The sequence below is a fragment of the Pseudomonas sp. Pseusp88 genome (genome assembly GCF_047303955.1).
Lineage (GTDB): Bacteria > Pseudomonadota > Gammaproteobacteria > Pseudomonadales > Pseudomonadaceae > Aquipseudomonas.
In genome coordinates, this window is record NZ_JBGLYM010000011.1 from 58271 (window position 1) to 72651 (window position 14381).

Here is a 14381-nt window from a genome sequence, read left to right on the forward strand (position 1 = left end):
GTTCATTCAGACCGGGGGCGTTGCCCGCCCCCTCAACTCAAGGATTTGCTCAGTCCTGCGGCGCGTCGTCGTCCGCAGCCGCATCGGCCTGCAGTTCGCCACCGATCTCGTCAGCATCGACGGAGGCCGACAGATCGCCTTCCAGCGCTTCGTCATCCAGTTCGTCGCCTTCGACTTCAGAGGGCTCCTGCACACGCTCCAGGCCGACCAGTTTTTCGTCGCTGGCCAGCTTGATCAGCGTGACGCCCTGAGTGTTACGACCAAGGCTGGAAACTTCGTCGACGCGGGTACGCACCAGGGTGCCCTGGTCGGAAATCAGCATGATCTCCTCGCCGTCGAGCACCTGAACCGCGCCGACCAGACGGCCGTTACGCTCGTTGCTGACCATGGCGATCACACCCTGACCGCCACGTTTGTACTCAGGGAACTCGGAAATCGCCGTGCGCTTGCCATAGCCGCGCTCGGAAGCGGTAAGGATCTGGCTGCCTTCTTCCGGGATCAGCATGGAAATCAGCTTTTGCCCTTCCGGCAGACGCATGCCGCGTACACCACGGGCCGTACGGCCCATGGCACGAACGTCGGATTCCTTGAAGCGGGTAACCTTGCCGCCGTCGGAGAACAGCATGATTTCCTGCTCGCCATCGGTGATGGCAGCGGAGATCAGGATGTCGCCTTCGTCCAGCTCAAGGGCAATCAGGCCGACGCTACGCTGACGGCTGAACGCCACCAGCGGGGTTTTCTTCACGGTACCGTTGGCGGTCGACATGAAGATGAACGGAGCCTTCTTCTTGTCCGCAGCCTTGATGCGCGCCTTGCGCTCTTCTTCGGTCTCGTTGCTGTTTTCAGCGTCGTCGAGTTCGCCATCAATGACCTCGTCTTCCTCGTCAGCCTGCTTGCGCATGGCCTCCAGGTCGACCGGCAGCATAGTGGTGATGTACTCGCCCTCGCTCAGCGGCAGCAGGTTGACCAGCGGACGGCCACGGGCAGCGCGGGACGCTTCCGGAATCTCGTAGGTCTTGAGCCAGTACACCTTGCCCTTGCTGGAGAACATCAGCAGGGTGGTGTGGCTGTTGGCGACCAGCAGGTGAGCGATGTAGTCCTCATCCTTGACGCCGGTAGCCGATTTGCCTTTACCGCCGCGACGCTGAGCCTGATAGACCGCCAGTGGCTGGGTCTTGGCATAGCCGCCGTGGGAAATGGTCACGACCCGCTCTTCTTCGGTGATCAGGTCACCCAGGGTCAGGTCCAGGCGTGCATCGAGAATTTCGGTGCGACGCACGTCGCCATATTCGGCGCGGATCAGTTCCAGCTCTTCGCGGATGACTTCCATCAGGCGCGTGGAGCTGTTGAGGATGCGGATAAGCTCGCCGATCTGGGTCAGGATTTCCTGATACTCGCCCAGCAGCTTTTCGTGCTCCAGACCGGTCAGACGGTGCAGACGCAGCTCCAGAATGGCCTGGGCCTGTTCCGGCGAGAGGAAATACTTGCCGTCACGCAGACCGTATTGCGGATCAAGGTTTTCCGGGCGGCTCGATTCGGCGCCTGCGCGCTCGACCATTTCCACCACGGCGCTGGATTCCCACGGCGTATTGATCAGGCCTTCCTTGGCTTCGGCCGGGGTCGGCGAAGCCTTGATCAGGGCGATGACCGGATCGATGTTGGACAGGGCAACCGCCTGGCCTTCAAGGATATGACCGCGCTCACGGGCCTTGCGCAGTTCGAAGATGGTGCGGCGGGTGACGACTTCGCGGCGGTGACGGACGAAGGCTTCCAGCAGATCCTTGAGGTTGAGGATCCGCGGACGGCCATCGATCAGCGCAACGATGTTGATGCCGAAGACGCTTTGCAGCTGGGTCTGGGCGTAGAGGTTGTTGAGGATGACCTCAGGCACTTCGCCACGACGCAGCTCGATCACCACGCGCATACCATCCTTGTCGGATTCGTCGCGCAGTTCGGTAATACCTTCGAGTTTCTTTTCCTTGACCAGCTCGGCGATCTTCTCGATCAGACGCGCCTTGTTCAGCTGGTACGGCAGCTCGGTGATGACGATCTGCTGACGGCCGCCAACCTTGTCGATGTCTTCGACCATGGAACGGGCACGCATATAAATGCGCCCGCGACCAGTGCGATAGGCTTCGACGATACCGGCACGGCCGTTGATCACTGCGGCTGTCGGGAAATCCGGGCCAGGAATGAATTCCATCAGCTCGTCGATCGTCAGATCGGGGTTGTCGATCAGCGCCAGGCAACCGTCGATGACTTCACCAAGGTTGTGCGGCGGAATGTTGGTCGCCATGCCCACGGCGATACCACTGGAGCCGTTGACCAGCAGGTTGGGAATACGGGTCGGCATGACCGCCGGGATCATTTCGGTGCCGTCGTAGTTCGGCACCCAGTCCACGGTTTCCTTGTGCAGGTCGGCCAGCAGCTCGTGGGCCAGCTTGGTCATGCGCACTTCGGTGTATCGCATGGCCGCAGCGTTGTCGCCGTCCACCGAACCGAAGTTGCCCTGGCCATCTACCAGCAGGTAGCGCAGGGAGAAAGGTTGCGCCATCCGTACGATGGTGTCGTAGACGGCCGTATCACCGTGAGGGTGATACTTACCGATGACGTCACCGACCACACGGGCGGATTTCTTGTATGGCTTGTTCCAGTCGTTGCCCAGTTCGCTCATTGCGAACAGAACACGCCGATGCACGGGCTTCAAGCCATCGCGCGCATCCGGCAATGCCCGTCCGACGATAACGCTCATCGCGTAATCGAGATAGGACTGCTTCAGCTCGTCTTCGATATTGACCGGGAGGATTTCTTTGGCCAGTTCGCCCATGAGAAGCCTGATTCCTTTTTCTGGTGAAACCTCGTGTCATCCATGCAGGACGAACGAAGCTCGCCGCTACTGACTTGTGCCAGATAGCGACTTACGACAAATCAACGAGTTATGCCCTGGATCTGTGCAGTGGGGACCACTCTCGCAAGCACCCCCGGAAACCGCCGGATGTTAGCACAAACGCCGTCATGGACCTATCCCTTGAAGGCGCTGAAAATGAGCGAGGCGACCAGAAGACGCCTGATACGCGCTCACAGAGCCGCACAGGCGCCTTCATGGCAATTGGCCGGTTCATTAATGCAGGTGCTTGCGACTCATCAGCGCGGCCATCTTCGCCGCATCCGGACGCTCGACAATGCCCTTTTCGGTCACAATGGCGTCGATCAGATCAGCCGGAGTCACATCGAAGACCGGATTGAAGGCTTCGACATCAGCTCCGACCCGTTGCCCGCCCACCTCCAGAAGCTCACGGCCGTCGCGCTCTTCGATGACGATGTCATCGCCGCTGGCGGTTTCCATGTCGATGGTCGAGCTCGGCGCCACCACCATGAAGCGCACGCCGTGGTGCATGGCGGCTACCGCCAGTTGATAGGTACCGATCTTGTTCGCCACGTCGCCGTTGGCGGTGATGCGATCAGCGCCGACGATGACCCATGTCAGACCCTTGGTGCGCATCAGGTGGGCAGCGGCCGAGTCAGCGTTAAGGGTGACCGGAATGCCTTCGTTGGCCAACTCCCAGGCGGTCAGGCGTGAACCTTGCAGCCAGGGTCGGGTTTCGTCGGCGTAAACCCGTTCGATCATGCCTTCCAAGTGCGCCGCGCGAATCACCCCCAGCGCCGTACCGAAACCACCGGTGGCCAGGGCCCCGGTATTGCAGTGGGTCAGTACGGTCTGCAGGTTGCCCTGATGCTTGCGGATCAGCTCGGCGCCGAGCTGGGCCATGGTCAGGTTGGCTTCACGATCACTCAGATGAATCGCCACCGCCTCGGCTTCCAGCACCGTCAGTGGATCGTCGGTGGGCTTGAGCCGCTGCAGGCGATCGCGCATGCGGTTGAGTGCCCAGAACAGATTGACTGCCGTAGGCCGTGACTGCGCCAGCACCGAAAAATCCTCTACCAGCGCAGTTGCCCAGTCACCACCAGCCGCTATACGGGCACGAGCGCCTAGTACAATGCCATAGGCAGCGCTGATGCCAATGGCCGGCGCACCGCGCACCACCATCGAACGAATCGCCTCAGCCACTGCGGCAGCACTGGTATAGGCGTGCCAGGTTTCCTCGAACGGCAAAACCCGCTGATCCAACAGGTAGAGCGCGTCGCCTCGCCAATCGATGGCCTTCACTTTCTCCGCAGCCAACAGTCGATCGCGCATTACACACCCCACTCTCTTATCAAACACAACATAACCATCTGAATTGAAATACGATTTTGCAGGAGCTGCCGAAGGCTGCGAAGGGGGCTGCCTGTATAGATCGCTTTCGCAGCCTTCGGCAGCGCCTACAGGTCCGGTGTTTGCCACAAGAAGGCGTAACGCCTGCTTCACGTTACGAAAGCCTGGACGCAAACCTTTGCAAATCGCAAACAAGGGGCCAAAAGCCATCGATTATAGCGAGCCGTCCGACAAGGCGCTCGGGTATACTTCGCCGTCCCCATAAATAAGCCCGGAAGCCTTGCCATGCCGAACACCAGAGCTCCCCTCGACCTGCTGCTCCTGCCGACCTGGCTGGTCCCGGTCGAACCTGCCGGAGTGGTGCTCAAGGAGCATGGACTGGGCGTTCGCGACGGCCGTATCGCCTATATCGGCCCTCGGGCGGAGGCTTTGAAACAACCGGCCACTGAAGTCCGTGAGCTGCCGGGCATGCTGCTCAGCCCGGGCCTGATCAATACCCACGGCCACGCCGCCATGACGTTGTTTCGCGGTCTGGCCGACGATCTGCCGCTGATGACCTGGCTCGAAGAGCATATCTGGCCCGCCGAAGGCAAATGGGTCGATGAAGCCTTTGTCCGCGACGGCACGGACCTCGCCATCGCCGAGCAGCTCAAGGGCGGCATTACCTGCTTCTCGGACATGTACTTTTACCCAAAGGTTGCCAGCGAGCGCGTGCACAACAGCGGCATGCGCGCGCAAATCACCGTGCCGGTACTGGACTTTCCGATCCCCGGCGCGCGCAACACCGACGAAGCCTTGCATATCGGCGTCGAATTGTTCAATGACCTGGCCCATCACCCGCGCATCACCGTGGCCTTCGGTCCACACGCGCCTTACACCGTGGGCGACGACAATCTGGAGAAAATCCGCGTCATTGCCGACGAACTGGATGCCATGATCCAGATGCACGTCCATGAGACGGCCTTTGAAGTCGAACAGGCCGTGGCGCAGAATCAGGAGCGCCCGCTGGCCCGCCTGCACCGCCTCGGCATGCTCGGGCCGCGCTTCCAGGCCGTTCACATGACCCAAATCAGCGATGAGGACCTGGTTTTGCTGGTAGAAAGCAACTCCAGCGTGATTCATTGCCCGGAATCCAACCTGAAGCTGGCCAGCGGCTTCTGCCCGGTGGAGCGCCTGTGGCAGGCCGGAGTCAATGTGGCGGTGGGCACCGACGGTGCGGCCAGCAACAATGACCTGGATCTGCTCGGCGAAACCCGTACCGCAGCGCTGCTGGCCAAGGCGGTCGCCGGCTCGGCTACGGCTCTGGACGCCCATCGCGCCCTGCGCATGGCCACCCTCAACGGCGCCCGCGCCCTGGGCCTGCAAGCCGAAGTCGGTTCCCTGGAGATTGGCAAGGCCGCCGACATGGTCGCCTTCGACCTGTCCGGCCTGGCCCAGCAACCGGTCTATGATCCGGTATCGCAACTTATATATGCCACCGGCCGCGATTGTGTCAGCCATGTGTGGGTGGCAGGCAAGGCCTTGCTCGAAGAGCGCCGCCTGACTCGCATGGATGAACAGGCGCTGGGCCAGACCGCCCGGGCCTGGGGCCTGCGCATCAGCGGCCAGACCGAACAAGACAGCCCACACCCGCGCTGAGCGGGCAGGCGAAACCGAATTCTAAGTTTAAGAGGACACCCCCATGAGCAACGTCGACCACGCTGAAATCGCCAAATTCGAAGCCCTGGCTCATCGCTGGTGGGACCGCGAAAGCGAATTCAAGCCGCTGCACGACATCAACCCGCTGCGGGTCAACTGGATCGACGAACGGGTCAATCTGGCCGGCAAGAGGGTTCTCGACGTCGGCTGCGGCGGCGGCATCCTCAGCGAAGCCATGGCCCAGCGCGGCGCCACCGTGACCGGTATCGACATGGGCGAAGCGCCCCTGGCCGTGGCCCGTTTGCATCAACTGGAATCCGGCGTTGAAGTGGAATACCGGCAGATCACCGCCGAAGCCCTGGCCGAAGAAATGCCCGAGCAGTTCGACGTGGTCACCTGCCTGGAAATGCTTGAACACGTGCCGGACCCATCCTCGGTGATCCGCTCCTGCATGCGCATGGTCAAGCCCGGCGGCCAGGTGTTTTTCTCCACCATCAACCGCAATCCCAAGGCATATCTGTTCGCCATCGTCGGTGCCGAGTACATCATGGGCCTGCTGCCCCGGGGCACCCATGACTTCAAGAAATTCATCCGCCCGTCCGAGCTGGGTGCGTGGAGCCGTGCGGCGGGTCTTACGGTCAAGGACATCATCGGCCTGACCTACAACCCCCTGACCAAGCACTACAAGCTGGCGTCCGATGTCGACGTCAATTACATGATCCAGACGCTGCGGGAGGCATGACAGCATGCGTTTGAGGGCAGTTCTCTTCGATATGGACGGCACGCTGCTCGACACCGCGCCGGACTTCATCGCCATATGCCAGGCCATGCTGGCCGATCGCGAATTACCGCCGATCGCCGACAAACTGATTCGCGACCAGATCTCCGGCGGTGCCAAGGCCATGGTCGCGGCGACTTTTGCCATGTCCCCCGAAGCCCCGGAGTTCGAGACCCTGCGCCTGGAGTTTCTGGAACGCTATCAGGTCGGTTGCGCAATACACAGCCATCTGTTCGACGGCATGGCCGAGCTGCTGGCCGACATCGAAAAGGCCAACCTGATCTGGGGTGTAGTGACCAACAAGCCGCTGCGCTTCGCCGAGCCGATCATGCAGCAACTCAAGCTGGCCGAGCGTTCGGCCCTGCTGATCTGCCCGGACCACGTGACCCGCAGCAAGCCGGATCCGGAACCGCTGATCCTGGCCTGCCGCATGCTCGACCTGGATCCGGCCAGCGTGCTGTTCGTCGGTGACGACCTGCGCGATATCGAATCCGGCCGCGACGCCGGCACCCGCACCGCCGCGGTGCGCTATGGCTATATCCATCCCCATGACAATCCGGATCACTGGGGCGCCGATGTGGTGGTGGATCATCCGCTGGAGCTGCGCAAGGTGCTGGATAACGCGCTGTGCAGTTGCTGACACGCCAGCCGTTTGAATTGAAATGTTGTTGGAGCGAGGCTTGCCCGCGAAGCATTCAATAGATTCGACACATTTTTTGCGTTTGAAACATCGTGTTCGCGGGCGAGCCTCGCTCCAACAGGAGAGATCCTGCCGGACTGCCTCAGGCCCGCGCTTATTTGAATCTGCCGAGGTTATTCATGTTCGATTACTCCGCTCGCCCTGAACTGCTCAAGGACCGGGTAATTCTGGTCACCGGCGCCGGGCGCGGCATCGGTGCCGCTGCCGCTCTGACCTACGCCGCCCACGGCGCCACGGTGTTGTTACTGGGCAAAACCGAAGCCAATCTGACCCAGGTCTATGACCAGATCGAAGCGGCGGGCTACCCACAGCCTGCGGTGATTCCGTTCAACCTGGAAACCGCCCTGCCCCATCAGTACGACGAACTGGCGGCGATGATCGAAAGTGAATTCGGTCATCTCGACGGCCTGCTGCACAACGCCTCGATCATTGGCCCGCGCACGCCCATCGAGCAATTGTCCGGCGAGAACTTCATGCGTGTCATGCACATCAACGTCAATGCCATGTTCATGCTGACGAGCACCCTGCTACCGCTGCTCAAACTGTCCCAGGACGCATCGGTGATATTCACTTCCAGCAGCGTCGGGCGCAAGGGCAAGGCCTACTGGGGCGCCTACGGCGTGTCGAAGTTCGCCACCGAAGGCCTGATGCAGACCCTGGCCGAAGAAGTCGACGGCGTCGCGCCGGTGCGCGCCAACAGCATCAACCCGGGCGCCACCCGCACCAGCATGCGTGCCCAGGCCTATCCCGGGGAAAACCCGCTGGATAACCCGTTGCCCGAGCAGATCATGCCGGTCTACCTGTACCTGATGGGCCCGGACAGCGCCGGCATCAACGGCCAGGCTTTCAACGCGCAATAAGTTCTTCCGCCATTTAGCGGCAGTAATCTGGCGCCATACAGACCATGGGCTGTTTTCTGCCCATGGCCTCGCCAACAAACTGCCAGCGCCAATCCAATGGCAGCCTCGCAAAAATCACAAGCCATTGATTATAAAACATTTTATTTTATTTCCGGCACATGGCACGAGTTTCGCTCTACCTCATTCAAGACAGCAACACTTGCTGAGGAGTGCAACCATGAGTTCTCCCGTCCAGACCAACATCATTGATTTCGACCTTGCCCGATCCCAGCGCAAGAGCAGTGCCGCCGGCCATTTCAGTCTGGCAGCACCGATCAATGTGACGCAACTGCGTCAGCATCTGGACCAACGGTTGCAGAGCAGCCTGGAAGCAGAGCGCATCCTTACGTTGTTCTTCAAGCATGTGCAGCACCTGATTCCTCTCGACGGCCTCACCTATCGCCATGAAGAAAGCGATGTGAAATTGCGCCTCGGCGACAACGGTCGGCACAGTGTCACCTACAGCCTCAGCTACGAAGGCCAGTCCCTCGGTGAACTGGGCCTGCAACGCAATATGGGTTTCCTTGAGCAAGAACTGGCCGACCTTGAATCCCTGCTGGCCTGCCTGCTGTTCCCGATTCGTAACGCCTTGCTGTATCGCGCTGCCACCCAGAGTGCGCTGCGCGATCCACTGACCGGCACCGGCAACCGCATCGCCATGGAACAGAGCCTGAACCAGGAAATCGAAACCGCCGCCAAGGAACTGCGTCCGCTGTCGGTGCTGATGCTGGATATCGATCACTTCAAGCAGGTCAACGACACCTACGGCCACTGCGTCGGCGATGAAGTACTCAAGTCCATCGCCAACACACTTAAAGCCCAACTGCGTAACTCCGATCAGGTGTTCCGCTTCGGCGGAGAAGAGTTTCTCATCGTCCTCGCCGATACGGGTCGGGATACTGCCGCCATGCTCGGCGAACGCCTGCGCAAGGCCGCCCAGAGCCTGATCCACCCGGCAGTCGGGCGCCCTGTGGAACTGACCATCAGTCTCGGTTGCGCCACGCTGCTGCCCGCAGAGTCCGCCGACAGCCTGCTGCGCCGGGTCGACGGCGCACTGTACGTCGCCAAGCGCGCCGGGCGAAATCGCCTGACCATGGCTGGCTGAGCGTCAACCAAATGCACCCGGCACGCTGGCCAGTTTCGCCACAGGCCGTGCTGGCCGGGCATGCAGGCATTCACAGGTGAACAACCGGGGTTTCTCGATCAGATAGCCCTGGGCAAAATCGACGCCGATTTCCCGTAAAGCCGCCTCGATCTGCGACGTCTCGACAAACTCGGCAATGGTCCGTTTACCCATCACATGTCCGATATGGTTGATCACCTCGACCATGGCCCGATTAACCGGGTTGTCGAGCATGTCCTTGACGAAGCTGCCGTCGATCTTCAGGTAGTCCACCGGCAAATGCTTGAGGTAGGTAAACGTCGACATTCCGGCGCAGAAATCGTCCAGAGCGAAGTAACAGCCCAAGCCTTTTAGCTCGTTGATAAAGCGAATGGCGCTGCCCAGGTTGGCGATGGCTACGGTTTCGGTGATCTCGAAGCAGATCATATGAGGCGGAATGCCAAAGGTCTTGAACTGCTGGCGCAGGAACTCGAGGAAATCATCATCGCCGACACTGGCGCCCGACAGATTGACGGCACAGGTCGCCTTGGGCCCGGCGTGGCCTTCACGCAGGCATTTGGCGATCACCCGAAATACGCTGCGCACCACCCAGCGGTCCAGGGAGCTCATGATGCCGTAGCGTTCGGCAGCAGGGATAAACCTGTCGGGCAGGATGATCCGGCCGCTTTCATCGCGCAAGCGCAGGAGAATTTCCACATGCCCATGGGCATGCTCCGGAGTATCGTCCAGAGGTGCGATGGCCTGTGCATACAGGCAGAAGCGGTTTTCCTCCAGAGCCATGTGCAGACGTTGAATCCAGGCCATTTCGCCAAAGCGACCGGACAGCTCCGAGTCATCGGGATGATAGACCTGTACTCTATTGCGGCCCTTTTCCTTGGCCATGTGACAGGCCATGTCCGCCGCCCGCAGGCTGGCTTCCAGAGTGGCAAGGGCGGGCGAGCCATGGACCAGGCCGATACTGACCGTGATGACAAAGGGCCGGCCCTTCCAGACAAAATGCAGGTTCTGCACGCTCTGGCGCAGTACCTCGGCCATTTTTTCAGCGATCTGCGGTGAACAGTTGGCCAGCAGCACACCAAACTCGTCACCGCCCAGGCGTGCCAACGTGTCGCCTTCGCTCAGGCACTGTTGCAACACCGTACAGACATGCCGCAGCAGCTCGTCCCCGGCAGCATGGCCACTGGTGTCGTTGACCAGTTTGAACTGGTCCAGATCGAGGAACATCAGCGAATGCCGCCCCGGCTCCAGCTGCTGATATTCCAGGGCCCGTTCCAGGCGAAATTCGAATTCGCGGCGATTGGCCAATCCGGTCAGGGCGTCATGGCTGGCTTGCCACGACAGATTGGCAATGTATTGGCGCTCCCGGGTCATGTCATGCAGGACCAGCACTGTGCCGCTGGCGCCTTCCTCGGTGCGGATCGGCGAGCCGACCAGAGCCACGGCCACCGTGGTGCCATCCAGGCGCTGGATCGACTTGAAATGCTCACCGCCAGCGCCCAGCTTGCCCGCCAGAATATGCTCGACCAGGGTCTGGCCCTCGCGCTGATCGTTCTCGTCAAGCAGATTGAACAGCGCCGCCAGGGGCAGTCCGAGAGCCTGAGCGTGGGTCCAGCGGGTCAGGCTTTCGGCGGCTGGATTCATGTAAACGATGGCCCCGGTGACATCCGTGGTAATCACCGCATCACCGATGGATTGCAGGGTGGTTTGTGCCCGATCCTTTTCCAGCTGCAAGGCATGGGCAAAAGCGCGACGCTGGGCCAGCAGCTTGTGGGTATGGCGCAGGGCCAGAAGAATCAGGCCGATCGCCGCCAATAGATTGAACAGCAACAACGCCCGCAGGATCGCCCGGGAGCCCTCGCCCAGCGCTTCGCTGAAAGCCCGCGCAGCCGGGGTGACGCTTTCGTTGATGGCGACGATCTGTTCACGCCAGCCGAGCAGGTCGGCCGGGGTTGCCAGATTGCCGACGATGCGCTCATGCATGTCCCGGGCAAGGTTATCCAGGCGCAGCATGTGCTGGTCACCGATCTCCCAGTGGGCGATGGCGGTACGCATATAGGTCAGGTTGCGGAAATTCAGATACAGCCAGATCATCCCCGGCACATCTCCCGGGTGGTTGCCACCTTGCAGGATGCCCGTGCGCGCGACGTCGAGATCCGGCGTCTTCTGCTCCAGGGCGAGGCGGAAATCATGGTCGCCCTGGGTAATGGCGATGGCCTGGCGGTAGCGCAGGTAGTCGGCTTCACTGCGGCTGCTGGCGTACAGCGTCAGGTAATAAATGGCGTCTTTCTGCCCCTTGGACCACAGGCTTTCGCCGGCGACATAACTGCGCACCCCGGACAGGGTATAGAGACTGACGCACCCCAGCAGGGTCTGGAACAGAATGACGGCAATGAACGGCCATACGATACCCAGCAGACTGGGGGTGGCAAAAATCCGCTCTGACTTCATGGGCTCCCTTCCGACGACTGGTCCTGAGCTCTGAGCCTAGGACAATTGCGCGAAGTGGAGGGTCGTTTTTGTCAAAATTGAAACACTGTCCGGGCAGACAGCCGTGACCGTGCAGACGTGAGATTGCTATTCAATGGCTCGAGCGCAGGTCAGATTTGCTGCAAATGCCCATAAAGCTTGGCATAGAGCCCGCCATCGGCAATCAGTTGCTGATGACCGCCTTGCTCGGCGATGCGCCCACCATCGAATACCAGCACACGATCGGCCTGCTTCACTGCCGACAAACGGTGGGCGATGATCAGGGTCGTACGGGCACTGAGGAAACGCGCCAGGGCTTGATGCAGGTTGTATTCGGTGGCTGCATCCAGGGCTGAGGTGGCTTCGTCGAGGATCACCACTTTAGGCTCGGCCAATACCATCCGGGCAATCGCCAGGCGCTGACGCTGTCCACCCGACAGGCGCACGCCGGAACGCCCGACGATGCTGTCCAGACCCTCGGGCAAGGCGCGAATGGTCGCCTCCAGCTGGGCAATTTCCAGCGCCCGCCAGCAGGCTTCATCACTGCGCTCGCGGCCCATGGTCAGGTTGGCGCGCACGCTGTCGTTGAACAGCGCCGGGTGCTGCAGGACCACGGCAACGTTGTCGCGAATGGTTTCCAGGCCGATGTCTTGCTGGGTCTCGCCGCCGAAGCGGATGGTCCCGGACTGGGCCGTGTACAGCCCCAGCAACAGTTGAACCAGAGTACTCTTGCCGCCGCCGCTGGCGCCGACAATGGCGACTTTTTCACCGGGAGCAATGGACAGGTTCAGTTGATCAAGTACCTGCACCTCACCATAGGCGAAGCTCAGCTCGCGAATATCGATACCTACGGTGGTATGGCCGGTGAATGGATCCGCCCCGCCGACATACTGCGGCTCGTCCTCCCGGGCCAGCAACTCGTTGATCCGGCTCAGGGCGCCACCTGCGGCGTAATAGGCGTATTGCAGGTTAAGCAGTTGCTCGACCGGGCCAATCATGAACCACAGGTAGCTGAACACCGCCAGCATCTGGCCGATGGACAGGTCGGAAAACAGCACCGTGAGCATCGCCACGGCGCGGAAGATATCGATGCCAAACTGGAACAACAAGCCACTGGCACGACTCGACGCATCGCTCTTCCACTGCGAGGCCACGGCGTAATCGCGCACGTCCCTGGCCCGCAGGCCGAGCCTGCCGAGGAAGAACCCCTGTCGATTGCCCGCGCGCACTTCCTGAATCGCTTCCAGAGTCTCGGTCAGGGCCTGGGTGAAGCGTGACGTGCTGTCGTTCTCCAGTTTCTTCAGGTGCTTGACCCGCTTGCCCAGTTGCACCGTGGCGTAGATCACCAGCGGATTGAACAACAGGATCAGCAGCGCCAGTTGCCAGTGCATGAAGATCAGGATCGCCGCAGTGCCGGTCAGGGTCAGCATGGCGACCAGGAAACGGCTGAGGGTTTCACCGATGAATTTGTCGAGGGTATCGAGATCGGTGACCAGGTGCGCGCTCACCGTGCCGCTGCCCAGGCTTTCATATTCGCCCAGGGAAATGCGCTTGAGGCGCTCGATCAGGCGCAGGCGGATGCGATAGACGATGTCCTTGGCCAGCCGTGCAAAAAGCCGCGCCTGGACCACGTTGAATACCAGGGCACTGAGGCGCAGGCAAAAGGTGAACAGCAGCATCAGGCCGATATAGCCTGCGGCCTTCTGCAGGCTGTCAGGCAACAGGTGATTCATGAAACGCAGGGCCGAGTCGCCGTGGCCCAACAGCACTTCATCCACCAGCAACGGCAGCAGCAACGGGATCGGTACGCTGCACAGGGTGCCCAGTACCGCCACACCATTGGCGATCCATAGAGCCTTCTTGTGGCGCATGACCAACTGGCGAATCTGCGCCCAGTTCAGGCGGTCGCGAGGTGGCGTAGGCGGGATCGATCCATCAGGCACTGACGGCGCGCTCCAGCCAGCGCCCGAGCAGCGGCGACAGTTCATCCAACGGCTGATAGCCATTGGTCAGTAACGCCAGCTGACCATTGCGCTCGGCCAGCAGGGTCGGGAAACCGGCGATGCCCAGATCCTGAACCCAGGCGAAATCCGCTGCGGTGTCCGTCAACTGTGTGGCACTGTCGAAGGCTTCGGCGAATTCGATGCGGGGCAGACCGGCCTGTTCCGCCAGTTCGGCGAGGATCGAAGCCTGGGTCACGTCGCGACCTTCACGGTAAAACGCTTCCTGAATCCGTTTGACCAGCGCCCAGGCGATGTCCTCATCGAAGGAACGCGCGGTGACCACGGCACGACAGGCCGGCTCGGTGTCATAAACGAAACCATCGGGCAACGCGTCGTCGAAGCGGAACGGCTGGCCAGTGGCTTCATGCACGGCCTGCCAATGATTGAGGATATAGCGCCGCGTCGACGAATCCAGTGACGCGCCGCTACCGGTGCGCAAACCGCCCATGACCAGATGCAGCGGAAAGCCCGCCGCCCGCGCCTGCTGCACCAGGGCTTCGGCGACTGGCGCGAACCCCCAGCACCATGAACACATCGGGTCCATTATATAAAGCAGGC

At 61.0% G+C, this 14381-nt stretch carries 10 protein-coding genes; 5 read left to right on the forward strand and 5 right to left on the reverse strand.

Annotated features, from left to right (window positions below; genetic code table 11):
* Positions 1-49: 49 nt before the first annotated feature.
* Positions 50-2827, reverse strand: coding sequence for a DNA gyrase subunit A (gene gyrA / locus ACCD02_RS16110; protein ID WP_413303576.1), 2778 nt, complete (start codon positions 2825-2827; stop codon positions 50-52).
* 294 nt (positions 2828-3121) lie between these two features.
* On the reverse strand, positions 3122-4198 hold the full coding sequence (gene mtnA, locus ACCD02_RS16115; RefSeq protein ID WP_413303579.1) for an S-methyl-5-thioribose-1-phosphate isomerase: 1077 nt from the start codon (positions 4196-4198) through the stop codon (positions 3122-3124).
* A gap of 303 nt (positions 4199-4501) precedes the next feature.
* On the opposite strand from mtnA, the gene ACCD02_RS16120 reads away from it, so the two are divergent.
* The 5 genes from ACCD02_RS16120 to ACCD02_RS16140 all read left to right on the forward strand — a co-directional run bounded on the left by ACCD02_RS16120 (position 4502) and on the right by ACCD02_RS16140 (position 9336).
* Positions 4502-5854 carry a TRZ/ATZ family hydrolase gene (locus ACCD02_RS16120; protein ID WP_413303581.1) on the forward strand — a complete coding sequence of 451 codons (1353 nt, stop codon included), beginning with the start codon at positions 4502-4504 and terminating at the stop codon, positions 5852-5854.
* A gap of 43 nt (positions 5855-5897) precedes the next feature.
* Positions 5898-6596: a bifunctional 2-polyprenyl-6-hydroxyphenol methylase/3-demethylubiquinol 3-O-methyltransferase UbiG gene (gene ubiG / locus ACCD02_RS16125; protein ID WP_413303584.1), complete on the forward strand. Its 699-nt coding sequence runs from the start codon at positions 5898-5900 to the stop codon at positions 6594-6596.
* A 4-nt stretch (positions 6597-6600) separates the two neighbouring features.
* Positions 6601-7272 carry an N-acetylmuramic acid 6-phosphate phosphatase MupP gene (gene mupP, locus ACCD02_RS16130; protein ID WP_413303587.1) on the forward strand — a complete coding sequence of 224 codons (672 nt, stop codon included), beginning with the start codon at positions 6601-6603 and terminating at the stop codon, positions 7270-7272.
* Positions 7273-7451: 179 nt separating this feature from the next.
* Positions 7452-8192: a YciK family oxidoreductase gene (locus ACCD02_RS16135; RefSeq protein WP_413303592.1), complete on the forward strand. Its 741-nt coding sequence runs from the start codon at positions 7452-7454 to the stop codon at positions 8190-8192.
* Positions 8193-8409: 217 nt separating this feature from the next.
* Positions 8410-9336 carry a GGDEF domain-containing protein gene (locus tag ACCD02_RS16140; protein WP_413303594.1) on the forward strand — a complete coding sequence of 309 codons (927 nt, stop codon included), beginning with the start codon at positions 8410-8412 and terminating at the stop codon, positions 9334-9336.
* A 3-nt stretch (positions 9337-9339) separates the two neighbouring features.
* On the opposite strand, the gene ACCD02_RS16145 is transcribed toward ACCD02_RS16140, so the two are convergent.
* From ACCD02_RS16145 to ACCD02_RS16155, 3 genes are all read right to left on the reverse strand, one after another.
* Positions 9340-11802 (reverse strand): EAL domain-containing protein, encoded by a 2463-nt coding sequence (locus ACCD02_RS16145; RefSeq protein ID WP_413303597.1) that lies wholly within the window; start codon positions 11800-11802, stop codon positions 9340-9342.
* 149 nt (positions 11803-11951) lie between these two features.
* The gene (locus tag ACCD02_RS16150) at positions 11952-13691 is read right to left on the reverse strand and encodes an ABC transporter ATP-binding protein (protein ID WP_413303804.1); all 1740 of its coding nucleotides are present in this window, start codon (positions 13689-13691) and stop codon (positions 11952-11954) included.
* A gap of 64 nt (positions 13692-13755) precedes the next feature.
* On the reverse strand, positions 13756-14358 hold the full coding sequence (locus ACCD02_RS16155) for a DsbA family protein (protein ID WP_413303806.1): 603 nt from the start codon (positions 14356-14358) through the stop codon (positions 13756-13758).
* Between the last annotated feature and the right edge of the window lie 23 nt (positions 14359-14381).

Bases quoted from the DNA above. Each gene is read 5' to 3' on its own strand.
- gyrA (WP_413303576.1), bottom strand. From the start codon at position 2,827: ATGGGCGAACTGGCCAAAGAAATCCTCCCGGTCAATATCGAAGACGAG.
- mtnA (WP_413303579.1), bottom strand. From the start codon at position 4,198: ATGCGCGATCGACTGTTGGCTGCGGAGAAAGTGAAGGCCATCGATTGG.
- ACCD02_RS16120 (WP_413303581.1), top strand. From the start codon at position 4,502: ATGCCGAACACCAGAGCTCCCCTCGACCTGCTGCTCCTGCCGACCTGG.
- ubiG (WP_413303584.1), top strand. From the start codon at position 5,898: ATGAGCAACGTCGACCACGCTGAAATCGCCAAATTCGAAGCCCTGGCT.
- mupP (WP_413303587.1), top strand. From the start codon at position 6,601: ATGCGTTTGAGGGCAGTTCTCTTCGATATGGACGGCACGCTGCTCGAC.
- ACCD02_RS16135 (WP_413303592.1), top strand. From the start codon at position 7,452: ATGTTCGATTACTCCGCTCGCCCTGAACTGCTCAAGGACCGGGTAATT.
- ACCD02_RS16140 (WP_413303594.1), top strand. From the start codon at position 8,410: ATGAGTTCTCCCGTCCAGACCAACATCATTGATTTCGACCTTGCCCGA.
- ACCD02_RS16145 (WP_413303597.1), bottom strand. From the start codon at position 11,802: ATGAAGTCAGAGCGGATTTTTGCCACCCCCAGTCTGCTGGGTATCGTA.
- ACCD02_RS16150 (WP_413303804.1), bottom strand. From the start codon at position 13,691: ATGCGCCACAAGAAGGCTCTATGGATCGCCAATGGTGTGGCGGTACTG.
- ACCD02_RS16155 (WP_413303806.1), bottom strand. From the start codon at position 14,358: ATGTGTTCATGGTGCTGGGGGTTCGCGCCAGTCGCCGAAGCCCTGGTG.